General features: G+C 71.8%; 24 protein-coding genes. 6 read left to right on the forward strand and 18 right to left on the reverse strand.

The annotated features are described in order from the left end of the window. The first annotated feature begins 41 nt into the window (after window positions 1-41). A complete protein-coding gene (locus ACFYOS_RS29795) occupies window positions 42-803 on the forward strand; it encodes an SDR family oxidoreductase (protein ID WP_387148640.1) in 762 nt (253 codons plus the stop codon). After that, a complete protein-coding gene (gene mug / locus ACFYOS_RS29800) occupies window positions 800-1396 on the forward strand; it encodes a G/U mismatch-specific DNA glycosylase (RefSeq protein ID WP_387148642.1) in 597 nt (198 codons plus the stop codon). Before ACFYOS_RS29795 ends, mug begins: the two co-directional genes overlap by 4 nt. On the opposite strand, the gene ACFYOS_RS29805 is transcribed toward mug, so the two are convergent. The 3 genes from ACFYOS_RS29805 to ACFYOS_RS29815 form a co-directional block, all read right to left on the reverse strand. Beyond that, on the reverse strand, window positions 1393-3375 hold the full coding sequence (locus ACFYOS_RS29805) for an ABC transporter ATP-binding protein (RefSeq protein ID WP_387148718.1): 1983 nt from the start codon (window positions 3373-3375) through the stop codon (window positions 1393-1395). The two genes, mug and ACFYOS_RS29805, sit on opposite strands and share 4 nt — an antisense overlap. 114 nt (window positions 3376-3489) lie before the next feature. Continuing rightward, a complete protein-coding gene (locus ACFYOS_RS29810) occupies window positions 3490-4257 on the reverse strand; it encodes an enoyl-CoA hydratase/isomerase family protein (protein WP_387148644.1) in 768 nt (255 codons plus the stop codon). A gap of 46 nt (window positions 4258-4303) precedes the next feature. Continuing rightward, window positions 4304-4531 (reverse strand): helix-turn-helix domain-containing protein, encoded by a 228-nt coding sequence (locus ACFYOS_RS29815; protein WP_302763103.1) that lies wholly within the window; start codon window positions 4529-4531, stop codon window positions 4304-4306. Window positions 4532-4744: 213 nt separating this feature from the next. On the opposite strand from ACFYOS_RS29815, the gene ACFYOS_RS29820 reads away from it, so the two are divergent. Continuing rightward, window positions 4745-5344, forward strand: a complete 600-nt coding sequence (locus ACFYOS_RS29820; protein WP_387148646.1) for a cadmium resistance transporter — start codon at window positions 4745-4747, stop codon at window positions 5342-5344. Between the two features lie 17 nt (window positions 5345-5361). Here the strand turns inward: ACFYOS_RS29820 and ACFYOS_RS29825 are convergent, their stop codons facing one another. Further along, a complete protein-coding gene (locus tag ACFYOS_RS29825; RefSeq protein ID WP_387148648.1) occupies window positions 5362-6969 on the reverse strand; it encodes an ABC-F family ATP-binding cassette domain-containing protein in 1608 nt (535 codons plus the stop codon). Between the two features lie 248 nt (window positions 6970-7217). Here ACFYOS_RS29825 and ACFYOS_RS29830 point away from each other — a divergent pair, with 248 nt between their 5' ends. Beyond that, window positions 7218-8129, forward strand: coding sequence for a neutral zinc metallopeptidase (locus tag ACFYOS_RS29830; RefSeq protein ID WP_387148720.1), 912 nt, complete (start codon window positions 7218-7220; stop codon window positions 8127-8129). A 107-nt stretch (window positions 8130-8236) separates the two neighbouring features. Here the strand turns inward: ACFYOS_RS29830 and ACFYOS_RS29835 are convergent, their stop codons facing one another. The 14 genes from ACFYOS_RS29835 to ACFYOS_RS29900 form a co-directional block, all read right to left on the reverse strand. Beyond that, a complete protein-coding gene (locus ACFYOS_RS29835; protein ID WP_387148650.1) occupies window positions 8237-8602 on the reverse strand; it encodes a YybH family protein in 366 nt (121 codons plus the stop codon). Between the two features lie 12 nt (window positions 8603-8614). Beyond that, on the reverse strand, window positions 8615-8914 hold the full coding sequence (locus ACFYOS_RS29840; RefSeq protein ID WP_387148652.1) for a muconolactone Delta-isomerase family protein: 300 nt from the start codon (window positions 8912-8914) through the stop codon (window positions 8615-8617). 101 nt (window positions 8915-9015) lie between these two features. Further along, on the reverse strand, window positions 9016-9678 hold the full coding sequence (locus ACFYOS_RS29845) for an acVLRF1 family peptidyl-tRNA hydrolase (protein ID WP_387148654.1): 663 nt from the start codon (window positions 9676-9678) through the stop codon (window positions 9016-9018). 92 nt (window positions 9679-9770) lie between these two features. Then, window positions 9771-9905, reverse strand: coding sequence for a helix-turn-helix domain-containing protein (locus ACFYOS_RS29850; protein WP_387148656.1), 135 nt, complete (start codon window positions 9903-9905; stop codon window positions 9771-9773). A 190-nt stretch (window positions 9906-10095) separates the two neighbouring features. Continuing rightward, the gene (locus tag ACFYOS_RS29855) at window positions 10096-10722 is read right to left on the reverse strand and encodes a LysE family transporter (RefSeq protein WP_387148658.1); all 627 of its coding nucleotides are present in this window, start codon (window positions 10720-10722) and stop codon (window positions 10096-10098) included. A gap of 216 nt (window positions 10723-10938) precedes the next feature. Next, window positions 10939-11835 (reverse strand): hypothetical protein, encoded by an 897-nt coding sequence (locus ACFYOS_RS29860; RefSeq protein ID WP_387148660.1) that lies wholly within the window; start codon window positions 11833-11835, stop codon window positions 10939-10941. A 355-nt stretch (window positions 11836-12190) separates the two neighbouring features. Then, the gene (locus ACFYOS_RS29865) at window positions 12191-12607 is read right to left on the reverse strand and encodes a metal-sulfur cluster assembly factor (protein ID WP_387148662.1); all 417 of its coding nucleotides are present in this window, start codon (window positions 12605-12607) and stop codon (window positions 12191-12193) included. Then, window positions 12604-13080: a Fe-S cluster assembly sulfur transfer protein SufU gene (gene sufU, locus ACFYOS_RS29870; protein ID WP_387148664.1), complete on the reverse strand. Its 477-nt coding sequence runs from the start codon at window positions 13078-13080 to the stop codon at window positions 12604-12606. Before sufU ends, ACFYOS_RS29865 begins: the two co-directional genes overlap by 4 nt. Next, window positions 13080-14384: a cysteine desulfurase gene (locus tag ACFYOS_RS29875; protein ID WP_387148666.1), complete on the reverse strand. Its 1305-nt coding sequence runs from the start codon at window positions 14382-14384 to the stop codon at window positions 13080-13082. Before ACFYOS_RS29875 ends, sufU begins: the two co-directional genes overlap by 1 nt. Window positions 14385-14406: 22 nt before the next feature. After that, window positions 14407-15180, reverse strand: a complete 774-nt coding sequence (gene sufC, locus ACFYOS_RS29880; protein WP_387148668.1) for a Fe-S cluster assembly ATPase SufC — start codon at window positions 15178-15180, stop codon at window positions 14407-14409. Further along, window positions 15180-15506 carry a non-heme iron oxygenase ferredoxin subunit gene (locus ACFYOS_RS29885; protein WP_387148670.1) on the reverse strand — a complete coding sequence of 109 codons (327 nt, stop codon included), beginning with the start codon at window positions 15504-15506 and terminating at the stop codon, window positions 15180-15182. Before ACFYOS_RS29885 ends, sufC begins: the two co-directional genes overlap by 1 nt. Then, window positions 15506-16654 carry a Fe-S cluster assembly protein SufD gene (gene sufD / locus ACFYOS_RS29890; RefSeq protein WP_387148672.1) on the reverse strand — a complete coding sequence of 383 codons (1149 nt, stop codon included), beginning with the start codon at window positions 16652-16654 and terminating at the stop codon, window positions 15506-15508. The genes ACFYOS_RS29885 and sufD overlap by 1 nt, the downstream gene beginning before the upstream one ends. 83 nt (window positions 16655-16737) lie before the next feature. Continuing rightward, window positions 16738-18168, reverse strand: coding sequence for a Fe-S cluster assembly protein SufB (sufB, locus tag ACFYOS_RS29895; protein WP_387148674.1), 1431 nt, complete (start codon window positions 18166-18168; stop codon window positions 16738-16740). Continuing rightward, the gene (locus ACFYOS_RS29900; RefSeq protein WP_387148676.1) at window positions 18165-18917 is read right to left on the reverse strand and encodes a helix-turn-helix transcriptional regulator; all 753 of its coding nucleotides are present in this window, start codon (window positions 18915-18917) and stop codon (window positions 18165-18167) included. The genes sufB and ACFYOS_RS29900 overlap by 4 nt, the downstream gene beginning before the upstream one ends. A gap of 98 nt (window positions 18918-19015) precedes the next feature. Between ACFYOS_RS29900 and ACFYOS_RS29905 the strand changes: the two genes are divergently transcribed. Together ACFYOS_RS29905 and ACFYOS_RS29910 are read left to right on the forward strand one after the other, a co-directional pair. Next, window positions 19016-19978, forward strand: a complete 963-nt coding sequence (locus ACFYOS_RS29905) for a heme A synthase (RefSeq protein WP_387148678.1) — start codon at window positions 19016-19018, stop codon at window positions 19976-19978. An 88-nt stretch (window positions 19979-20066) separates the two neighbouring features. Further along, window positions 20067-21740, forward strand: a complete 1674-nt coding sequence (locus tag ACFYOS_RS29910; protein ID WP_387148680.1) for a right-handed parallel beta-helix repeat-containing protein — start codon at window positions 20067-20069, stop codon at window positions 21738-21740. Window positions 21741-21750 lie beyond the last annotated feature (10 nt).

The following is a 21750-nucleotide window of genomic DNA, read 5'->3' on the forward strand; positions in this document are numbered from 1 at the left end:
TTCGCTGGCACGGCGTCCCGGCGTACGGCAGGATCGGCCTCATGGATCTCGGACTCGCCGACCGGGTGTACGTGCTGACCGGCGCCTCCCGTGGCCTCGGCTTCGCCGCCGCCCAACAGCTCGTCGCCGACGGTGCCCGGGTGGTGCTCTCGGCCCGCGTGCCCGAGCAGGTGGCCGCGGCGGTCGAGGCGCTCGGCGGGGCGGAGCGGGCGATCGGGCTGACCGCCGACCTGACCGACCCGGGTACCCCGGAGCGACTGGTGCTCGCGGCCCGCGAACAGTTCGGGCGGCTGGACGGGGCGCTCGTCTCGGTGGGCGGGCCACCCAGGGGCACCGCCGCCCAGATCAGCGACGAGCAGTGGCGGGAGTCCTTCGAGACGGTCTTCCTGGGCAGCGTCCGCATCGTCCGTACGGTGGCCGCCGCGCTCACCGACGGCGGCGCGATCGGGCTGGTCCTGTCCACGTCGGCGCGGGAGCCGCTGCCCGGGCTCGGCATCTCCAACGCCCTGCGCCCCGGTCTGACGGGGGTGGCCAAGGACGTCGCCGACGAGTACGGCCCGCGCGGCGTCCGAGTGTTCGGTCTGCTGCCCGGGCGGATCATGACCGACCGGAACCGGGAGTTGTTCGCCGCCGCCGGTGATCCGGAGCGGGCCCGGGCCGAGGCGGAGGCGTCGATCCCGCTGCGCCGGATCGGCGAGCCGGCCGAGTTCGGCCGGGTGGCCGCCTTCCTGCTCTCCCCCGCCGCCGGCTACGTCACCGGGGTGACCGTGCCGGTCGACGGCGGCGCGCTGCGCGGCCTGTGACCGCGGCCGAGCCGGGCCGGGCGGGCCTGCCGCCGGCCGCGCGGCGGTATCCCCGGCCGACGAAGGAGCAGCTGGCAGCGGCGGCCGACAAGCTCCTGCCGGACGTGATCGCGCCCGGGCTGGACGTGCTCTTCGTCGGGATCAACCCGGGGCTGTGGTCGGCGGCGACCGGCTGGAACTTCGCCCGGCCGGGCAACCGGTTCTGGCCGGCCCTGCACCGGGGCGGCTTCACCCCGCGCCAGCTGCACCCCAGCGAGCAGGACGAACTGCCCGGCCTCGGCCTCGGCATCACCAACCTGGTGGCCCGGGCCACCGCCCGGGCCGACGAGCTGACCGCCGAGGAACTCGTCGAGGGCGCCGAACTGCTGACCGGCAAGGTCGAGCGGTACCGGCCCCGCTGGGTGGCGGTGGTCGGGGTGACCGCCTACCGGATCGGCTTCGCCCGACCCAAGGCCGGCTTCGGCGCGCAGCCGGAGCGGCTCGGACCCGCGCGGCTCTGGGTGCTGCCCAACCCGAGCGGGTTGAACGCCCACTTCACCCCGGAGACGCTCGGTGCCGCCTTCGGCGAGCTGCGCGCCGCCGCGAGCGCCTAGTTGGCAGCCGCGGGCGGCAGCGCCTCCTGCGCCACGTACGTGCCGAGCGGCACGGTGGTGACGACCTGCTCCGGCTGGTCGGCCTCGGCGTACGGGGTGGGCGAGTCGGTGACCGCGAACTGGGTGCGGTAGAGCTCGGCGTAGAGGCCGCCGACGGCGACCAACTCCTCGTGCCGGCCACGCTCGACGATCCGTCCCTCGTCGAGGACGAGGATCTGGTCGGCGTCGCGGACGGTGGAGAGCCGGTGCGCGATCACCAGCGCGGTACGCCCGGTCAGCGCCACGGACAGCGCCCGCTGTACCGCCGCCTCGCTCTCCGAGTCCAGGTGCGCGGTGGCCTCGTCGAGGATGACGATCGACGGGGCCTTGAGCAGCAGCCGGGCGATGGCGATGCGCTGCTTCTCGCCGCCGGAGAAGCGGTAGCCGCGCTCGCCGACCGTGGTGTCCAGGCCGTCGGGCAGGGAGCGGACCAGGTCGGCGACCTGCGCCCCGGCCAGCGCGGCCCAGATCTCGTCGTCGGTGGCGTCCGGCTTGGCGTAGCGCAGGTTCTCCCGGATGGTCTCGTGGAACAGGTGGGAATCCTGGGTGACCACGCCGATCTCGTCGCGCAGTGACGCGAGGGTGGCGTCCCGGACGTCCACGCCGCCGACGAGCACCTGCCCGTCGGAGACGTCGTAGATCCGGGAGATCAGCATGGACAGCGTCGACTTGCCGGCGCCGGAGGGACCGACCAGGGCGACCATCTGCCCCGGCTCGACGCCGAACGAGACGCCCTTGAGCACCGGCTCGTTGACCGTACGGTCCAGCGTGGCGACCTCCTCCAGGGAGGCCAGCGACACCTCGGCGGCGCTCGGGTAGCGGAACCGCACGTCGCGGAACTCGACCCGGCCGCTGCCCCGGGGCACCGGCACGGCGTCGGGCTTCTCCTCGATGCCGGGGCGCAGGTCGAGCACCTCGAAGACCCGGTCGAAGGAGACCAGCGCGCTCATCACGTCGACCCGGACGTTGGAGAGCGCGGTGAGCGGCCCGTAGAGCCGGGTGAGCAGCAGCGCGAGCTTGACCACGGTGCCGGCGCTGACCGCGCCGGTGACGGCGAGCCACCCGCCCAGGCCGTACGTCAGGGCCTGCGCGAGGGAGGCGACCAGCAGCATCGCCACGAAGAACGTCCGCGAGTACATGGCGGACTGGATGCCGATGTCCCGGACCCGCTCCGCGCGGCCGGCGAACCGGGCCGCCTCCATCTCCGGCGAGCCGAAGAGCTTGACCAGCAGCGCGCCGGCCACGCCGAACCGCTCGGTCATCGTCGCGTTCATCTTCGCGTCGAGGTTGTACGACTCGCGGGTGATCTCGGCGAGCCGCCGGCCGACCCGGCGGGCGGGGATGATGAAGATCGGCAGCAGCACCAGCGCCAGCAGGGTGATCTGCCAGGAGAGGATGAGCATCGCACCGGCGGTGAGCACCAACTGGATGACGTTGCTGACCACCCCGGACAGGGTGGAGGTGAACGCCCGCTGGGCCCCGAGCACGTCGTTGTTGAGCCGGCTGACCAGCGCACCGGTCTGGGTACGGGTGAAGAACTGCAGCGGCATCCGCTGGACGTGGTCATAGACCCGGGTCCGCAGGTCGAGGATGATGCCCTCCCCGATCCGGGCCGAATACCACCGCTGGGCCAGGGAGAAGAGCGCGTCGGCGACGGCCAACGCGGCGATGATCAGGGCGAGCCGGACCACCGTCGAGCGCGCGTCGGGGCCACCCTTGGCGATCGCGTCGATGACGTCACCGGCGAGCAGCGGGGTGGCCACCCCGACCACCGCGGCGATCACCACGGTGATCAGGAAGATCACGATGTCGCGCCGGTACGGCTGGGCGAACGCGACGATCCGTTTGGCGGTGCCGCGCTTGAGCTGGTGGGTGGAGACCTGATCGCGATCGCGCATCGACCGGAGCATGCTCCAGCCGGCCATGCCGCCACCGGCCATGTGGTTGGACACTCGTCACCTCCGGGTCGTCGGGCGGCGCTGGGCCGTCGGGTCAATTCTCCCGACGACTACGACAACCTCGCGAGTAACCCGGATCTTCCCGAACGGTCCTTACTATTCTCCCCGCCCGGCCAGATCGCGCAGCCGGCGGGTCTGCGCCTCGCGCTCGACGCGCTGCTGCTCGGCGTGGGTACGCCCGGCCGCCCCGGTGAGCAGCGCCTTGATCTCCACGGTCGCGTCCCGGTTGTTGGCCAGCAGGCCGGCGGTCAGGTCCCGCACCGCGGCGTCCAGCTCGGCGTTCGGCACGACGAGGGTGGCCAGTCCGATCCGGTCCGCCTCGGCGGCATCCATCCGACGACCGGTGGCGCAGATCTCCAGGGCGCGGGAGTAGCCGACCAGCTCGACGAGGCGCTTGGTGCCGGCGAGGTCGGGGACCAGGCCGAGGGTCACCTCGGCCATGGCGAGCTTGGCGTCCTCGGCGAGCACCCGCAGGTCACACGCGAGGGCGAGCTGGAAGCCGGCGCCGATGGCGTGGCCCTGCACGGCGGCGATCGAGATCACGTCCGGTCGGTGCAGCCAGGTGAAGCCGGCCTGGAACTCGGCGATCCGCTCGGCGCACTCCTGCTCGGGCAGGGTGGCGAGCTCGGCGAAGGAGCCCGGGCCGGAGGTGCGGGCCACCGACAGGTCGAGGCCCGCGGAGAAGGACCGCCCCTCGCCGCGCACGACGACGACCCGGACGTCGCCGGGCAGCTCCCGGGAGAACTCGCTCATCGCGCGCCACATCGCCGGGGTCTGGGCGTTGAGCACGTCGGGCCGGCACAACGTGACCGTCGCGACCGGCCCGTCGCAGTCGAGTCGTACCCCGGTCGTCTCGGCGGTCACCGGACCGCCCGGGGCACGGCGCTGTTGAACGACGATGGGGGGCGGGTCACGCCTTCTTGCGGCGCCGGGCGCCGCCACGCTGCCGCAGCTGCACGCCGGACTCGGTGAGCACCCGGTGGATGAACCCGTAGGAACGGCCGGTCGAGGCCGCGAGCGAACGAATGCTCTCACCGGCGGTGTACCGCTTTACCAGGTCCTTGGCGAGCGTCTGACGCTCGGCCCCGACGATCCGGCGACCCTTCTCAGTGCTGGTGGCTGTGCCAGTGGCTGCCATGCTGATTCCTCACGTCCCAGACTGTGCGGTTCGGATACGGTCCCACCTATTAGACCGTCTCGAACGATCATGCGCCAGATATCAACTCTTCGCCAACCGACACGCTATGCAATGTCGACTTCCCGATAGAGTGATCCTTCTGACCGGCCAGTCCGGGCCAGCCGGGTGGATCATGGCGGGCGCACCGGCCGGCCGCCCCGTACGCTGCCTCCGGTGACCGACCTGCTTGCCGCGGCGGCCGGCGCCGCGCTTGTCTTCGCCGCCACCAACCTCGACGACATCGTCGTGCTCACGGTGCTCTTCGTGGCGGCGCGCGGCACCGGCCGACCCCGCCCCCGGGACATCGTCGCCGGCCAGTACCTGGGCATCGGCGCGCTGGTCGCGGCCGCAGTGGTGGCGGCCGCCGGGCTGCTGATCGTGCCCGACCCGTGGACCGGGCTGCTCGGACTGCTGCCCGTCGCGCTGGGCGTCCGCGCGCTGCTGACCCGCTCCGACGACGACCCGCCCGCCGTGGTCGGCAGCCTGCTCGGGGTGGCCGGGGTGACCATCGCCAACGGCGCCGACAACATCGCGGTGTACGTGCCGGTGTTCCGCTCCCTCGGTCCCGCCGCCGGCCTGGTCTGGCTGGTGGTCTTCGCCGCCCTGGTGGCGGTCTGGTGCACGGTCGCCGCCCTGCTCGGCGGTCACCCCCGGGTGGTGGGCCTGGTCGGTCGCGCCGGCCACTGGCTGGTCCCGGCCGTCTTCGTCGCCATCGGCGTGACCATCCTGGTCACCTCCGGCGTCCTCCCGCACCTGGCCCACCTGCTCGCCTGATCCACGGGGCGCCGGGCTCAGGCGAGTTCGACGAGTTCGAGGAGGTCGTCGCTCCAGGCGTCCTCGTCACCGTCGGGGAGCAGGATGGCGCGGTCCGGCTTGAGCGCCAGCACCGCGCCGGGGTCGTGGGTGACCAGCACGATCGCGCCCGGGTACCGGGCGATGGCGTCGAGCACCTGCTCGCGGCTGACCGGGTCGAGGTTGTTCGTCGGCTCGTCCAGCAGCAGCACGTTCGCGCCCGAGCAGACCAGGGTGGCCAGGGCCAGCCGGGTCTTCTCGCCGCCGGAGAGCACCCCGGCCGGCTTGTCCACGTCCTCGCCGGAGAAGAGGAACGCGCCGAGGATCTTGCGCAGGTCGGTGTCGGTCTGCTCCGCCGCCGCGCTGCGCATGTGCTCCAGAATCGTCCGGTCCACGTCCAGGGTCTCGTGCTCCTGGGCGTAGTAGCCGAGCCGCAGGCCATGGCCGGGGCGCACCTCGCCGGTGTCCGGGTCGAGCAGGCCGCCGAGCATCCGCAGCAGGGTGGTCTTGCCGGCGCCGTTGAGGCCGAGGATGGCCACCCGGGAGCCGCGGTCCACCGCGACGTTGACGTCGGTGAAGATCTCCAGCGACCCGTACGACTTGGACAGGCCCGAGGCGGTGAGCGGGGTCTTGCCGCACGGCGCCGGGGTGGGGAAGCGCACCTTAGCCACCTTGTCGGCGACCCGGACGTCCTCCAGGCCGGACAGCAGCTTCTCGGCCCGGCGGGCCATGTTCTGCGCGGCGACGGTCTTGGTGGCCTTGGCCCGCATCTTGTCCGCTTGGGCTTTCAGCGCGCCGGCCTTCTTCTCGGCGTTGGCCCGCTCCCGGCGGCGCCGCCGCTCGTCGGTCTCCCGCGCCTCCAGGTACGCCTTCCAGCCCAGATTGTAGATGTCGACCACGGAACGGGTGGCGTCCAGGAACCAGACCTTGTTGACCACCGCCTCCAGCAGGGATGCGTCGTGGGAGATCACGATCAGGCCGCCCTTGTGGTTGGCGAGGAAGCCGCGCAACCAGGTGATCGAGTCGGCGTCCAGGTGGTTGGTCGGCTCGTCGAGCAGCAGGATGCCGCCGCCGTTCTCGCCGGCGTCGCGGAACAGGATCCGGGCCAGCTCGATGCGGCGGCGCTGGCCGCCGGAGAGGGTGCCGATGGTCTGCGCCAGGGCCCGGTCGGGCAGGCCCAGGTTGGCGCAGATCCGGGCCGCCTCGGCCTCGGCCGCATAGCCGCCGAGGGAGGCGAACTGGTCCTCCAGGGCGCCGTAGCGGCGGACCAGCTTTTCGTCGTCGGCGCCCTCGGCGAGCTTGGCCTCCAGCTCCTTCATCTGCGCCATCAGCACGTCCAGCCCGCGGGCCGAGAGCACCCGGTCCCGCCCGGTGACCTCCAGGTCGCCGGTGCGCGGGTCCTGGGGCAGGTAGCCGATCGCGCTGCGCCGGTCGATCTGCCCGGCGTACGGCTGCCCCTCCCCCGCCAGCACCTTGAGGCTGGTGGTCTTGCCGGCGCCGTTGCGGCCGACCAGGCCGATTCGGTCACCCGGCTGCACCCGGAGGGTGGTGTCGGACAGCAGGATCCGGGAACCGGCGCGCAGTTCCATGCCGGTGGCAGTGATCATGGTGAGGTACTCGCTCTCGGGGTCCGGAAAGGCTGACTCAGGGCACGCGAAAGCGCCGGCGGGTCATGAGTTCCCGTCGGCGCGGGGCCGTTCAGCCTTCGCAGCGCAGCACGGGGGCAAGTGTACCGGGCGGCGCCTGGCGACCCCGCCGGATTACTCGGCAAGATCATCGGGTACCGAACAGGCCGTCCGGACCCGGTCCGGTACCGCAACCACCACAGACGGACAAATCGGTGATCGGGGTCAACATGGAGCTGAACGAGAACGCGCGGATCGACACCAGCCAGGTGGATGACCGGCGAGGGTCCGGCGGAGGCGGCGGGATGGGCATCCCGATCCCGATCGGCGGCGGCCGGGGCGGCATCGTGGGCATCATCATCGCCGTCCTCGTCGCCCTGATCGGCGGCGGCTTCGGGCTGAACGCGATGAACGGGGGCGGCTCCGACCAGGGCGACAACACCTCCCTGGAGCGGAAGTGCTCGGCGCAGGACGCGCTCGAGCAGCTGGACTGCCGCAACACGGCCTACGTCAACTCGATCCAGGCGTACTGGCGCACCGCCCTGCCGGAGGTCTTCGGTGAGCAGTACCGGCCGTCCAAGACCGTCTTCTTCAGCCAGAACGTGAACACCGGCTGCGGCGCGGCCGACTCCGGGGTCGGCCCGTTCTACTGCCCGGCCGACGACCTGGTCTACATCGACCTCACCTTCTACCGGCTGCTCGCCGACCAGCTCGGCGCAGAGGGCGAGTTCGCCCAGCCGTACGTGCTGGCCCACGAGTACGGCCACCACGTGCAGGACCTGCTGGGCACCGAGGCGCAGATGCGCCGCCAGCAGCAGCGCGACCCCAACAACGCCAACGCGCTGTCGGTGAAGCTGGAGCTGCAGGCCGACTGCTACGCCGGCGCCTGGGCCAAGAACGCCACCGGCACCGCCGACGAGCAGGGCCAGAAGATCTTCAAGAGCGTCACCGAGCAGGACATCCAGCAGGCGATCGACACCGCCGAGAAGATCGGCGACGACGCGATCCAGAAGCGCGCCGGCCGGCCGGTGAACCCGGACGAGTTCACCCACGGCACCTCCGAGCAGCGGAAGCAGTGGTTCACCAAGGGATACTCCACCGGCGACCCGAAGGCCTGCGACACCTTCGGCGGCACCCTCTGACGTCGCACCGGATCAGACCAGGACCCCGGCGAAACGGACACCCGGTGCCGGGGTCCTGCCGCGTAACCGAGAGGTTCGGACGGGGCCTCGGTCGGCGGGGCTTCGGGTCATCCGAGCCGCGACACCTGGTAGTGGCTGATGAACCAGGTCTCGCCGATCCGGCGCACGAGCACGCCGAGGTGAACGGCCACGACCGGCCGGTCGGTGAAGGTGAAGTCGACGCTCAGGTAGCCGAGGACGAGGTCGTCGGCGAGGCGCCGGGTCTCACGGATCTCGTACGCGGCGGTCATGCCGATCGGCTGGGAGGCGTAGTAGTCGGCGACGCCGGTGCGGCCGACGGTGTACGGGTGCAGGCCCTGGAAGATCGCGTCGTCGGTGAAGTACGACGCGACGCGATCGGGGTCGTGGGCGTCGACGGCGGACCGCCACCGGTCGAGGACGCTACCCAGAATCTCAGCCTCGGTGCTGGTCATGCTGGCCTCCGGTTATCGGGCCGGCTGACCCGGGTCGTTGGGGTGCGGTGTCAACGGAGTAACCGACTCGCGTCGCCACGCGCGCAGCGGCATCGACGCGAGGACCGTCTCCAGCTCATCCACATCTTCCGCCTGGAAAAGTCCCCAGGTACGCCACTCGCCCGGCGCCAGCGGAGGCCGCCACAGCCGCAGGAGACTACCCTGCGCCGCCAGCTCAGCCGACCGCGCCGCCTCGCGCTTGCGCATGTCGGCGACCTCGTCCTCGGACGTGCCGTCCGGCACCGTGGTGACCATGTCCACGAAAAACTCCACAGCTCATCCTCCGTTCGTCGGGCGCGCGGCATCAGGTGTTTTGCGGGGAAACTGCCCCGTACGGTGTCGCCGCTGCACCGGCAGCACCGCCACGACTGAGGTCAGTTCGCCCGCTCGGGTGCCGGGTCGCGGACCCGGATCCGTACCGCGCGGGCGGCGGCGACCGCGGCAACCAGCACCGCGTGGCGCGGCTCGGGCACGTCGAGCAGCCGGTCCGCGCGCAGCGCGGCGAGCGGAGCCAGCCGCCGGTCGACCAGCACGGTGTCCACCGCCCGCCGGTCACCGCCACAGACCAGGGCGGCCAGCGTCGCCGCCTCCGGCAGCAGCAGGCGTACGGCCAGCTCCACCGCGTCGCCCAGGGCCGCCTTCGCCTGATTGTCCCGCCGCCGGGCGAACCGCTGCTGCGACCAGCCCCCCGCGGCGGTGCGCCCCTGCACGTAGCGGGTGTCCACCTTGGAGACGACCAGGTCGGCCCCGTCGGCGACGCCGACGGCCACCGCGCCCTTGCGGGCCAACAGCAGGCCGAGCCGGCGGGCCGCGCCGGCGGCGGCCACGAACCCGGGTACGTCGGCGCTGGCCGGGGCGCCAGGCGGGGTACGCAGCTCGGCGGTGGCGCCGTCCGGAGCCGCGAGCAGCAGGCCGTACCCCTCGACGGTGGTGGTGGGCGGGCCGTGCCGGTCGGCGAAGCCCTCGACCCAGCGAGCGACGCGGGTCGGGTCGACCTCGACCCACCGACCGCCCCCGGCCGCGGGTCGGCTGCTCATGGCACGACGGTACGACACCGGACAGGGCCGGTTGCACCGGGGCGGCGGGACGCGGGAGGACCCGGACAGGGCCCTCCCGCATCCCGCGCCGGTCAGTGCAGGGTGAAGTTGCCGCTGGTCAGCGTCACCTCAGCGGTGCCGGCAACCCGGGCGCACCCGAACGCTCGCGCCAGCGCCTTCTGCTGACTTGCCGTCGGGTAAACACGGTGGTTGTACCGAAGCTGCACACAGACAGCCTGACATTGACCTATGACACTCCGGAATCCCCACATCGACGGTATCGATCTCCTCCCCACCGACGTGATCTTCTTGCAATAGAGGGTTTCCACCGACCGGCTCCGGCCCGACCGAAAGGCATCCTGTGAGCGGTGTGCGGCGACGCTGACTCCAAGTCCGTCCACCGTGGACGGGTGACGATCAGCGGTGCAGCAGTGTGGCCACGGCGAGCGCCGCGATGATGGCGCTGGACAGCAGGGCGGTGGCCCGGCGGCCGCGCCGGCCGGTGAGGGCCCGACCGATCAGCGTGCCCCCGCCGGCGATCACCAACTGCCAACTGGCCGAGGCGAGGAAGGCCCCGAGGGTGAAGAGCACCGCCGCCCGCGTATCGGACCCGGCGGCGTCACCCCGGCCCAGCACGAGGGCTCCGAAATAGACGACGGTCGCCGGGTTGAGCAGGGTCAGCGCGAGGATTGCGCCGAACGCCCGGGCCGGGCTGTCCAACCCGCCCCGGACCGGCGCGGGGCCGGCCGGCGCGGGTGGGCGCAGGGCCCGCCAAGCCCCGTGCGCGGCGAGGGCGAGCAGCACTCCGGCGGCGACCCAGCGCAACGGTCCGGCGACCGGCGCGAGCCGGCCGGCCACCGCCGCGCCGCCGAGCGCCGCGACGGCCGCGTAGAGGCCGTCGGCGGTGGCGACCCCGAGCGCGGCGGCCGCGCCGACCCGGAACGAGGTACGGGCGCTGAGCCCGAGGATGAGGACCGCGATCGCGCCGACCGGGATGGCGACGCCGTAGCCGGCCACCAGGCCGGCGAGGAACGAGGCGGTCATGCCGGCGGGCCGGAGAGCGCGACGGACCCACGCGCCGCCTGCTGTCGCCGGCCAGGCATGGCCGCCGCGACAGAGGCATGGGTACGGGTCCGTGCGTTCACGGCGGCGATTCTGCCCTTGTCGACCGACCAGGGCGAGCGAATTTGCGAGCAGACGACCGCCGGGCGGTGTGGTGGGGCCGAAGCGCCGCCGCGGCCCCACCTGTCCTATCGTGCGTCAGCCGGCGCAGTGCACGTCGACGAAATAGGTGACGTCTCCGGCCTGGTGGCTCTTCACCGACACCGGCACGGTCACCGACCCGTTCACCGGGAGGTACGTCTGCCCGTCCGCGTGTGCGGAAGCAACCGGGCAACCGGGCTGGTCCCTGACGACGATCTGGTGCTGACCCTGTTCGGCCGCCTCGACGTGGGCCTCGTGGAACGCCAGCATGCCCGGGTTGTACTCCGAGTACTTGACGTTGGAGGCGCCGTTCGTGTCGACCCACGTCGCCGCAAGCCCGTCGACCGGCTCGGCCACGCCCGGCTTCACGAAGCGGGTGTCGATCTCCACGATCCGATCCGTGCGGACCTTGAAGTTGTCGGTCTTGCTATGGCGCGGGACGAAGCAGTGCTTGTTGCCCGGGGCGCCGCAGTCCAGCAGCTCCGTCGGGCTGACCCACACCTTGTACACGCCACCGTTGTTCGGTGTGTTGTCGTACGGGTAGAGCTGGACCGTCACTCCGAGATCCTCGCCGTCGATGCCCGTCGCGTGTGCGCACCCGCCGCCGGGGACGACGTCCCGAATCACGCCCGAGCTGTCGACGGTGAACTGCCGACATGCCACACCGTCAGTGGAGAGCAGTGTCTTGCCGGACGGGTCGGTGACCTGGAACGAGTAGGTGCCGGCGGGCAGTCCCGCCGCGTCGTCGGGCGCGTTGATGCCCGGGCCACCGTTGAGGTAGACGTCCCGCTTGTCAGCGTAGATGTTGAGGTTGACCGGTACCCCGGTGGCGTCGCTGGTGAAGATGGCACCGGAGAGGGGAGTTGCCGGAGGTGCGGCGTTCGCCGGCGAGCCGGGGGCGAGAACAGCGGCGACCGGCACGGCCAGCGCGATGGCCAGAGTCCGTCTGAGCATGGGTCTCCTTCGGGCTGGGAGTCGGCGTGGCCGGACGGTGATCGCCCCGCCTGCCTGCCCGGGGAGATCGTCCCCGTCCGACGGCGAATGGGTGCTCCGCGCGGCTGCGCATCTGCCACGAAGTTACGACGGGCGGAGGTCGCGCCATCCGCAATGTCAACTTTCAGCGCATCGTCGGCCCGTTCCGCTGCCGAGGAGCTCCGATCGAGGGCGGCAGGGGCCACCTACGGCGACGATCGGATGACGAACGGTCAGGATCAGCGCCGCACAGGGACGTCGCAGGGAGTGGCCCACCGCCCAAACACGCAGCGGCCGGCCACGGCTTTCGCCGGGCCGGCCGCAGCCGAGATCGAGCTCAGACGTTGAAGCCGAGGGAGCGGAGCTGGTCGCGGCCCTCGTCGGTGATCTTGTCGGGACCCCACGGCGGCAGCCACACCCAGTTGATCCGGATGTCGTTGACCAGCCCGCCGCCCGGGCCGGTGGTCAGCGCCTGCCGGGCCTGGTCCTCGATCACGTCGGTCAGCGGGCAGGCCGCCGAGGTGAGCGTCATGTCCAGGGTCGCGACGTTCTCGTCATCGACGTGGACGCCGTACACCAGCCCCAGGTCGACCACGTTGATGCCCAGCTCGGGGTCGACGACGTCCTTCATCGCCTCCTCGATGTCGCCGATCGCGGCCTTGCCGGCCGGAGCGACCCCGCCGGTGGCCGGCGTCGCCGCGCCGTCGGTCGCCACGGCGCCGGCCTCCGGCGTGGTGGTGTCCTCGCTGCTCATGCCTTCACCTCCGTCGGGCTCACGCCCACTCCGGCGCGTGCCGCGGCGTCCTTGAACGCCATCCACGACAGCAGCGCGCACTTCACCCGGGCCGGGTAGCGCGCGACACCCGCGAACGCCACCCCGTCTCCGAGCACTTCCTCGTCGGGCGTGACCTGGCCACGCCCGGACATCAACTCCACGAACGCCTCGTGCACCACGGCGGCGTCGTCCGCGGCCCGGCCGCGCAGCAGCTCGTGCAGCACGCTGGCCGAGGCCTGACTGATCGAGCAGCCCATCCCGTCGTACGAGATGTCGGTGAACACCTTGCCGTCGGTGGCCACCCGCACGGTGATCTCGTCGCCGCAGGTCGGGTTGACGTGGTGCGCCTCGCCGACCCGGGTCTCCGCGTCCGCCGCGTCCCGCAGGCCACGGCCGTGCGGGTGCTTGTAGTGGTCCAGGATGATCTCCTGGTAGAGCTGGTCGAGCTGCATCAGTCGAACACCTTCCGCACCTGCTCGAGACCGGCCACCAGCGCGTCGATCTCCTCCGTGGTGGTGTACAGGTAGAACGACGCCCGCGTCATGGCCGGTACGCCGAACCGGGTGCACACCGGCTTCGCGCAGTGGTGCCCTACCCGGACCTGCACGCCGAGCGAGTCGAGCACCTGCCCGACGTCGTGCGGGTGCACGTCGCCCAGCGCGAAGGAGATCGTCCCGCCCCGGCCCACCGGCACGTTCGGGCCGAAGACGCGCAGCCCCGGCACGGTGGCGAGGGCGTCCAGCGCGTACGCCGTCAGCTCCTTCTCGTGCCACTGGATCGCGCGCATCCCGATCCCGCTCAGGTAGTCCACCGCCGCGCCGAGCGCCACGGCCTCGGCGATCGGCGGGGTGCCCGCCTCGAACCGGGCCGGCGGGGCGGCGAACGTCGACCGCGCCATCGTCACCGTCTCGATCATCGAGCCGCCGCCGAACACCGGCGGCATCGCCGCCAGCAGCTCCGACCGGCCCCAGAGCACCCCGATGCCGGTGGGGCCGCACATCTTGTGCCCGGTGAACACGACGAAGTCGGCGTCGTAGTCGACCACGTCCATCGGCATGTGCGGCACCGACTGCGAGCAGTCGAGCAGCAGCAGCGCGCCCACCTCGCGGACCCGCTGGGTGATCCGCGCGGTGGCGTTGACCGTGCCCAGGATGTTGGACATGTGCACCAGCGAGACGATCTTCGTCCGCTCGGTGACCAGGTCCGCCAGCCCGGACTCGTCCAGCCGGCCCTGCTCGGTGACCGGGAACCAGCGCAGGGCCGCACCGGTCCGCTCCGCGAGGAGCTGCCACGGGACGATGTTCGAGTGGTGCTCCATCTCGGAGATCACGATCTCGTCGCCCGGGCCGAGCCGGAACCGCGGGTCCGCGTCGGGTCGCAGCGAGGCGTTGGAGAACGCGTACGCCACGAGGTTGATCGCCTCGGTGGAGTTCTTGGTGAACACCACCTCGTCCACGCTCGGCGCGTTGATGAACGCGGCGACCTTCGCCCGGGCTCCCTCGTACGCCTCGGTCGCCTCGGTGCCCAGGGTGTGCACCGAGCGCGACACGTTGGCGTTGTGCCGCGCGTAGTGCTCGGCGAGCACGTCGAGCACCTGTCGCGGCTTGTGCGAGGTGTTGGCGCTGTCGAGATAGACCAGCCGGTGCCCGTTGATCTCCCGGTCGAGGATCGGGAAGTCGGCGCGCACCGTGGCCACGTCGAAACGCGGCACGTCGTCGTACTGCGGCATCCCCTCAGGGATGGCGATGGTGGTCATCTCCGCGGCCCCTTGTCCTAGGTCAGGCCCGCGCCGAACCGGCCCCGGCGACGTACCGCTCGTAGCCCTCTTCCTCGAGCTTGTCGGCCAGCTCCGGGCCGCCCTGCTCGACGATGCGGCCGGCGACGAAGACGTGCACGAAGTCCGGCTTGATGTAGCGCAGGATCCGGGTGTAGTGGGTGATCAGCAGCAGGCCGGTGTCGCCGGTGTCGCGGACCCGGTTCACGCCCTCGCTGACCACGCGCAGCGCGTCCACGTCGAGGCCGGAGTCGGTCTCGTCGAGGATGGCCATCTTCGGCTTGAGCAGCTCCAGCTGCACGATCTCGTGCCGCTTCTTCTCACCGCCGGAGAAGCCCTCGTTGACGTTGCGCTGGGCGAACGCCGGGTCCATCTGGAGCTTCTCCATGGCGCCGCGCAGCTCGCCGGCCCAGGTGCGCAGCTTCGGCGCCTCGCCGTCGATGGCGGTCTTGGCGGTACGCAGGAAGTTGGCGACGGAGACGCCGGGCACCTCGACCGGGTACTGCATGGCCAGGAAGAGGCCGGCGCGGGCCCGCTCGTCGACGGACATGGCCAACACGTCCTCGCCGTCGAGGGTCACCGAGCCGCTGGTGATCTCGTACTTGGGGTGGCCGGCGATCGAGTACGCCAGGGTGGACTTGCCGGAGCCGTTCGGGCCCATGATCGCGTGGGTCTCGCCCGACTTCACGGTGAGGTCGACACCGTGCAGGATCGGCTTGAGCTCACCCTCGGGCAGCTTGACCGACACCTTCAGGTCGCGGATCTCCAGGGTGCTCATTATCGGGTCACTCCATTGCTCGGCGTCAGGCTGACGTAGATGTCGCCGTCGCGGACTTCGACGGGATAGACGGGAACGGGTTCGGTCGCGGGCAGCCCGGTGGGCTCACCGGTACGCAGGTCGAAACGGGATCCGTGCAGCCAGCATTCCAGCGTGCAACCGTCGACCTCGCCCTCGGAGAGCGCCACGGCGGCGTGCGAGCACTCGTCGTACACGGCGTAGAAGTTGTCGTCCTCGCCGTGCACGATCGCGAGCTGGGTGCCGTCGACGTCGGCGCTGATCGCGGTGCCCTTCGGCACGTCCTCGACGGCGCAGATCCTGATCATCAGGCGCCGGCCTTGGTCAGGCGGGCCTCGATCGCGTCGCCGAGCCGCTCGCGCAGCTCCTCGACCGGGATCTTGTTGATCAGCTCGGCGAAGAAGCCGCGCACCACCAGACGGCGGGCCTCGGCCTCCGGGATGCCCCGGGCCATCAGGTAGAAGAGCTGCTCGTCGTCGAAGCGTCCGGTCGCGCTCGCGTGGCCGGCACCGGCGATCTCGCCCGTCTCGATCTCCAGGTTCGGTACGGAGTCCGCCCGCGCCCCGTCGGTGAGCAGCAGGTTCCGGTTGATCTCGTACGTGTCGGTGCCGGTCGCCTCGGCCCGGATCAGCACGTCACCGACCCAGACGGTGTGCGCGCTGTCGCCCTGCAGGGCGCCGCGGTAGCCGACGTAGCTGCGGCAGTCCGGCACGGTGTGGTCGACCAGCTGGCGGTGCTCCAGGTGCTGGCCCGAGTCGGCGAAGTAGAGGCCGTACAGCTCGGCCTCGCCGCCGCGGTCGCCGTACTCCACCGAGGTGTACTGCCGGACCAGGTCGCCGCCCAGGGTGACCTGGACGTGCACCACCCGAGCGTCCCGACCCAGCCTGATCTTGAGGTGCTGGGCCTGGACCGCGTCGGCGGCCCAGTCGGCGACAGTGACCAGGGTCAGCTTGGCTCCGTCGGCGACCGTCACCTCGACGTTGTCGGCGAGCGTGGCCGAGCCCTCTTGGGAGAACACGACCGTGGCCTCCGCGAACCGACCCACCTGGACCTGGGTCCGGGCGAAGGAGAGCTCCTCGGGGAACGCGCCCAGCAGCCGGACGACCACCGGCTCGGACACGACCGCCTCGGACGCCACCTCGACCACCGCGACCCGCGCCGCCCCGCCGTGGGCCAGCGCGCTGATCCGGTCGAACGGCAGCAGCACCGACGTGGCGCCGGGATCGGTCGGTTCGACGAACCGCAGCGACACCCCGGCGGGCAGGTCACCGTGCTCGACGGTGACGCCCCGGCCGGTGGCGGCGGAGGTGTCCGCCGTGGCCAGGCCGCGGAGCCGCTTGAGCGGGGTGAAACGCCACTCCTCCTCGAGGCCGGTGAGGGCCGGGAAGTCGGCGACGTCGTACGAGCGGAGCGCCTGCGACTTGGTGGCGGGCGGCGCGGAAGCCTGGGTAGTCATCTCTTCCTTGCTGTTCTGCGACGGCGATGTTTCGTGCTGGTCGGGCGGGCCGGGACGACCGGCCCGCCCGGGGATGGCCGGGGTCAGCCGACCGCACCCTCCATCTGGAGCTCGATCAGGCGGTTGAGCTCCAGGGCGTACTCCATCGGGAGCTCCTTGGCGATCGGCTCGATGAAGCCGCGCACGATCATCGCCATCGCCTCGTCCTCGCTCAGACCCCGGCTCATCAGGTAGAAGAGCTGGTCGTCGCTGATCTTGGAGACGGTCGCCTCGTGCCCCATCGACACGTCGTCCTCACGGATGTCGACGTAGGGGTAGGTGTCGGAGCGCGAGATGGTGTCGACCAGCAGCGCGTCGCACTTCACCGTGCTCCGGCTGCTGTGCGAGCCCTCCAGCACCTGCACGAGGCCCCGGTAGGAGGTGCGGCCGCCGCCCCGGGCGATCGACTTCGACACGATGGTCGAGGAGGTGTGCGGCGCGGCGTGCACCATCTTGGCGCCCGCGTCCTGGTGCTGGCCCTCGCCGGCCATGGCCACCGAGAGCACCTCGCCCTTGGCGTGCTCGCCGGTCATGTAGACCGCCGGGTACTTCATGGTGACCTTGGAGCCGATGTTGCCGTCGACCCACTCCATGGTGGCGCCCTCGTGGCAGACGGCGCGCTTGGTGACCAGGTTGTAGACGTTGTTCGACCAGTTCTGGATGGTCGTGTAGCGGCACCGGGCGTTCTTCTTGACGATGATCTCCACGACCGCGCTGTGCAGCGAGTCGGAGGAGTAGAGCGGCGCGGTGCAGCCCTCGACGTAGTGCACGTACGCGCCCTCGTCGACGATGATCAGCGTCCGCTCGAACTGGCCCATGTTCTCCGTGTTGATCCGGAAGTAGGCCTGCAGCGGGATCTCCACGTGCACGCCCTTCGGCACGTAGATGAACGAGCCACCGGACCAGACGGAGGTGTTCAGCGCGGCGAACTTGTTGTCGCCGACCGGGATCACCGTGCCGAAGTACTCCTTGAAGACGTCCTCGTGCTCGCGCAGCGCGGTATCGGTGTCGAGGAAGACGACACCCTGCTCCTCGAGGTCCTCACGGATCTTGTGGTAGACGACCTCGGACTCGTACTGCGCCGCGACACCGGCGACCAACCGCTGCTTCTCCGCCTCGGGGATGCCCAGCCGGTCGTAGGTGTTCTTGATGTCCTCGGGCAGGTCCTCCCAGCTGGTGGCCTGCTTCTCGGTGGACCGCACGAAGTACTTGATGTTGTCGAAGTCGATCCCGGTGAGGTCCGCGCCCCAGGCGGGCATCGGCTTGCGGTCGAACAGCCGCAGGCCCTTCAGGCGCAGGTCGAGCATCCAGGCCGGCTCGTTCTTCTTGGCCGAGATGTCCCGCACCACCGCCTCGTTGAGGCCGCGCTGGGCGGACGCCCCGGCGACGTCGGGGTCAGCCCAGCCGTACTCGTAGCGACCGAGGGCGGCGAGCTGCTCCTCCTGGGTCAGGGGCTGGACGATCTGCTCGGTCATCTATCTGTCCTCACAGTGGTGACGGTGTTACCGGACTGGGCACGCGGCTGGGCCGGGATGTGCGTGGTGCACACCCCGTCGCCGTGCGCGATGGTGGCCAGGCGCTGCACGTGGGTGCCGACCAGACGGGAGATGACCGCCGTCTCGGCCTCGCACAGCTGGGGGAACTCGGCGGCCACGTGTGCCACCGGGCAGTGGTGCTGGCAGAGCTGGCCACCGGTGGCGATCGTGGACGCGTTGGCAGCGTAACCCTCGGCGGTCAGCGCCGCGGCGAGCGCCTCCGCCCGGGCGAGCGGGTCGTCGCCCGCGTCCTCCATCGCCGCCCGGCAGCGCGCCTCCAGGGCGGCGACCTGGTCGGCGGCGAACGCCGCCACGGCCTCGGAGCCGCCGTTGCGCGCGATCCAGCGCAGGGCCGCGGTGGCCATGTTGTCGTAGTGGTGGGTGCCGCAGCGGACCCGGCCCGCCTCGGTCAGCACGAAGACCTTCGCCGGTCGGCCGCGGCCCCGGCTGCCCCGCACGGCCTGCTCCCGGGCGACCACGTCGCCGTCGGCGAGCATCGCGTCGAGATGGCGGCGGATCGCGGCCGGGCTGAGCCCGAGTGCCGAGCCCAGCTGCGCGGCGGTGGTCGCCCCCCGCTCCAGCAGCAGCTGGGTGACCCGGTCCCGGGTGGAAAGATCGGCGGACGCGCCGGCACCAGCGACCGGGAGGGTCGCCTGCTGGTCTCCGGAGAGCGCCGCCGCGTTTTTCACAACGGCAACGTTACGTAATTCGCCGGGGGCCCGCAAACCCGGGGTCCGGTGATCCCGACCACCGGTGCGCCGGAGTCACCCGATCGGGATCCACTACGGTGCGTAGGATTCGCTCCGTGAAGGCTTCCGTCCGGTTCCCGGTCTCCCCCACGCTGCTCCGCCGCCTCGCGTACACCTCGATCATCGCGAACGTGGCGATCGTGGTCACCGGCGGGGCGGTCCGGCTCACCGCGTCCGGCCTCGGCTGCCCCACCTGGCCCCGGTGCACCGACGACTCCTACCACACCACGCCGGAGATGGGCGTGCACGGGATGATCGAGTTCGGCAACCGGCTGCTGACCTTCGCGGTGGGGATCATCGCGCTCGCCGTGGTGCTCGCCGTGCTGGCCCAGCGTCCGCGGCCGCGCGGGCTGCTGCCGCTCGCGCTCGCCGTGCTGTTCGGCATCCCCGCCCAGGCGGTGATCGGCGGGATCACCGTGCTCACCAACCTCAACCCGTGGGTGGTCGGGCTGCACTTCCTCGCCTCGATGGTCGTCATCGCCGCCGCGTACGCCCTCTGGCGGCGCACCGGCGAGCCGGACGGGCCGGTCACGCCCACCGTGCCCACGCCGCTGCGGGCCCTCGCCCTGCTCACCACGCTGGTCGGCGCGGCGGTGCTGGTGGTCGGCACCTGGGTGACCGGCAGCGGCCCGCACGCGGGCGACCAGGGCGCGGCCCGCAACGGCCTGGACCCGCAGGCGATCTCCCAGGTGCACGCCGACGGGGTGTTCCTGCTGATCGGCCTCTCGGTGGCGCTGCTCTTCGCGTTCCGCGCGGTCGGCGCGGCGCGGGCCACCCGGGCCGCCGGGGTGCTGGTCGCGGTCGAGCTGGGCCAGGGCCTGATCGGCTTCGTGCAGTACTTCACCCACCTGCCCGCAGCGCTGGTCGCCGCGCACATGCTGGGCTCCTGCCTGGTGCTGCTGGCCACCCTGGCCGTGCTCTGGTCGACCCGGGAGCGCCGCCCGCACGCGGCACCAGCGCCGTCCGCCCCGGCCGCCGAACCGGTCACCGCGGCCGCCTGACCCGATACCGGGCACCGCGTCCGGCGTTAACCCCGGGACCGGGCGGGAACCCGGCGGCGGAGACATCCGTACGCCGAGGGGAGCGCGCGTGTCCACCAGAGGCCTGTCCACCTCCGTCCCGCAGCGCCTCACTCCCGTGGCCGGCGCGCCGCTCTGGTGCGACGCGCGCGAATTCGGGCTCAAGGGCGACGGGGTGACCAACGACCAGCCGGCGCTGTCCGCGCTGGTGGACCGGCTGGGCGACGGGTACGCCGCGGACGGTCGGGCCCGGGTGATCTGGTGCCCGCCCGGGATCTACTCGATCCGGGACGCCGGCACGGTCTGGCGCAGCGGCGTGTCGCTGATCGGGACCGGCCCGGCGGCGACCCGCTTCCTGTTGAGCAACGAGGGCAATCGGGCCGACCCGGTGCCGCTGGCGTACTGGACCGTGCTGCAGCACGGGGCCAGCCGCGAGCGGTACATCGCGGACTGCACCTTCGCCGATTTCGAGATCGACGGCTCCGGGGTGGCCCAGGTCCAGTACTCCTACCTCGCCAAGGGCCTCGGCCTGCAGTACGTGGTCCGGGGGATCTTCCGCAACCTCTACATCCACCACACCGGGGCGAGCGGGCTGGGCTGCGACTTCCTCCAGGACACCCTGATCGACGGCGTGGTCGCGGTGGGCTGCGGCCGGCTGGACAACGGCGAGGAGATGGGCGGCGCCGGCATCGGCATCGGGGTGGGCGGCTGGGGCGAGGTGGAGCGGCTCACCATCGCCAACTGCACCACCGTCGGAAACGGCACCAACGGCATCTTCCTGGAGCTGCAGAAGGACTGGTGGCCGCCGCCGCGCGGCTACCGCATCGTGGGCTGCCACAGCCAGGCCAACCGGTTCGGCATCTCGGACTGGGGCACCGACGGGCTGATCGTCTCGGCCTGCACCCTCAGCGACAACCTGGAGGCCGGCTTCGACGTCTCGGCCAACGGCACGGCCGGGGTCGCCGGGCGCGGCGGCCTGCTCGCCGACTGCGTGATCGACTGCAACATCGGCGACGGGATCAGCATGGGCAACTCCCCCGGGCCGTACACGATCCGGGGCAACCGGATCAGCCGCAACGGCAGGCACGGGTACCACGAGCACGACCTGGGGCACGGCTTCACCGGGCCGTCCGCCGACGTGGTGCTCGACGGGAACGAGATCTGGGAGAACGGGCTGGACGGCATCCGGATCGACCGGCCGATGACCGACGCCACGGTGGTGAACAACCGGATCCGCAACAACGGCGGCCGCTGCGCGCCGGCGGCCACCGGGGCCGGCGAGTTGGTGCGCTACGGCCACCGGAAGATGATCGACGCCGGGGCGCACTGGCCACCCGACGGGCACCGGGGGAAGACGGTCCGGGTCGGCTCGCACACCGCCGTGGTCGTCGCGAACACCGACACCGAGCTGACCCTGGCCGAGGTGCGGCCGGACGCGGTAACCGGGTGGAACGAGGACACCCCGCCCCCCGGCGCCCGGTACGAGCTGCCCGACGGACCCGCGGTCCGCGCCGGGATCACCGTGAACGCCCCGTTCGACGCCGCCACCGTGCGGGCCAACCGGATCTGGGACCACCGGGACGCGCAGACGCAGACCTACGGGCTGTGGATCACCGAGCGGGGCAGCTGCCTCTCCTGCCGGGTGGAGGACAACGACCTCGTCGGCAACGCGGCCGGCGCGGTCCGGCTGGACACCCCGCCGGTGGGCGGGCGCTGGGGGCACAACCACCAGGAGGAGGACTGACCCGGGACCG

The organism is Micromonospora sp. NPDC005806, assembly GCF_042871425.1.
Classification (GTDB): Bacteria; Actinomycetota; Actinomycetes; order Mycobacteriales; family Micromonosporaceae; genus Micromonospora.

Bases quoted from the DNA above. Each gene is read 5' to 3' on its own strand.
- ACFYOS_RS29860 (WP_387148660.1), bottom strand. From the start codon at position 11,835: ATGCTCAGACGGACTCTGGCCATCGCGCTGGCCGTGCCGGTCGCCGCT.
- sufC (WP_387148668.1), bottom strand. From the start codon at position 15,180: ATGAGCACCCTGGAGATCCGCGACCTGAAGGTGTCGGTCAAGCTGCCC.
- ACFYOS_RS29795 (WP_387148640.1), top strand. From the start codon at position 42: ATGGATCTCGGACTCGCCGACCGGGTGTACGTGCTGACCGGCGCCTCC.
- ACFYOS_RS29875 (WP_387148666.1), bottom strand. From the start codon at position 14,384: ATGACCACCATCGCCATCCCTGAGGGGATGCCGCAGTACGACGACGTG.
- ACFYOS_RS29885 (WP_387148670.1), bottom strand. From the start codon at position 15,506: ATGATCAGGATCTGCGCCGTCGAGGACGTGCCGAAGGGCACCGCGATC.
- sufU (WP_387148664.1), bottom strand. From the start codon at position 13,080: ATGCAGCTCGACCAGCTCTACCAGGAGATCATCCTGGACCACTACAAG.
- ACFYOS_RS29845 (WP_387148654.1), bottom strand. From the start codon at position 9,678: ATGAGCAGCCGACCCGCGGCCGGGGGCGGTCGGTGGGTCGAGGTCGAC.
- ACFYOS_RS29825 (WP_387148648.1), bottom strand. From the start codon at position 6,969: ATGATCACTGCCACCGGCATGGAACTGCGCGCCGGTTCCCGGATCCTG.
- ACFYOS_RS29865 (WP_387148662.1), bottom strand. From the start codon at position 12,607: ATGAGCAGCGAGGACACCACCACGCCGGAGGCCGGCGCCGTGGCGACC.
- sufB (WP_387148674.1), bottom strand. From the start codon at position 18,168: ATGACCGAGCAGATCGTCCAGCCCCTGACCCAGGAGGAGCAGCTCGCC.
- ACFYOS_RS29805 (WP_387148718.1), bottom strand. From the start codon at position 3,375: ATGGCCGGTGGCGGCATGGCCGGCTGGAGCATGCTCCGGTCGATGCGC.
- ACFYOS_RS29830 (WP_387148720.1), top strand. From the start codon at position 7,218: ATGGAGCTGAACGAGAACGCGCGGATCGACACCAGCCAGGTGGATGAC.
- ACFYOS_RS29815 (WP_302763103.1), bottom strand. From the start codon at position 4,531: ATGGCAGCCACTGGCACAGCCACCAGCACTGAGAAGGGTCGCCGGATC.
- ACFYOS_RS29835 (WP_387148650.1), bottom strand. From the start codon at position 8,602: ATGACCAGCACCGAGGCTGAGATTCTGGGTAGCGTCCTCGACCGGTGG.
- sufD (WP_387148672.1), bottom strand. From the start codon at position 16,654: ATGACTACCCAGGCTTCCGCGCCGCCCGCCACCAAGTCGCAGGCGCTC.
- ACFYOS_RS29855 (WP_387148658.1), bottom strand. From the start codon at position 10,722: ATGACCGCCTCGTTCCTCGCCGGCCTGGTGGCCGGCTACGGCGTCGCC.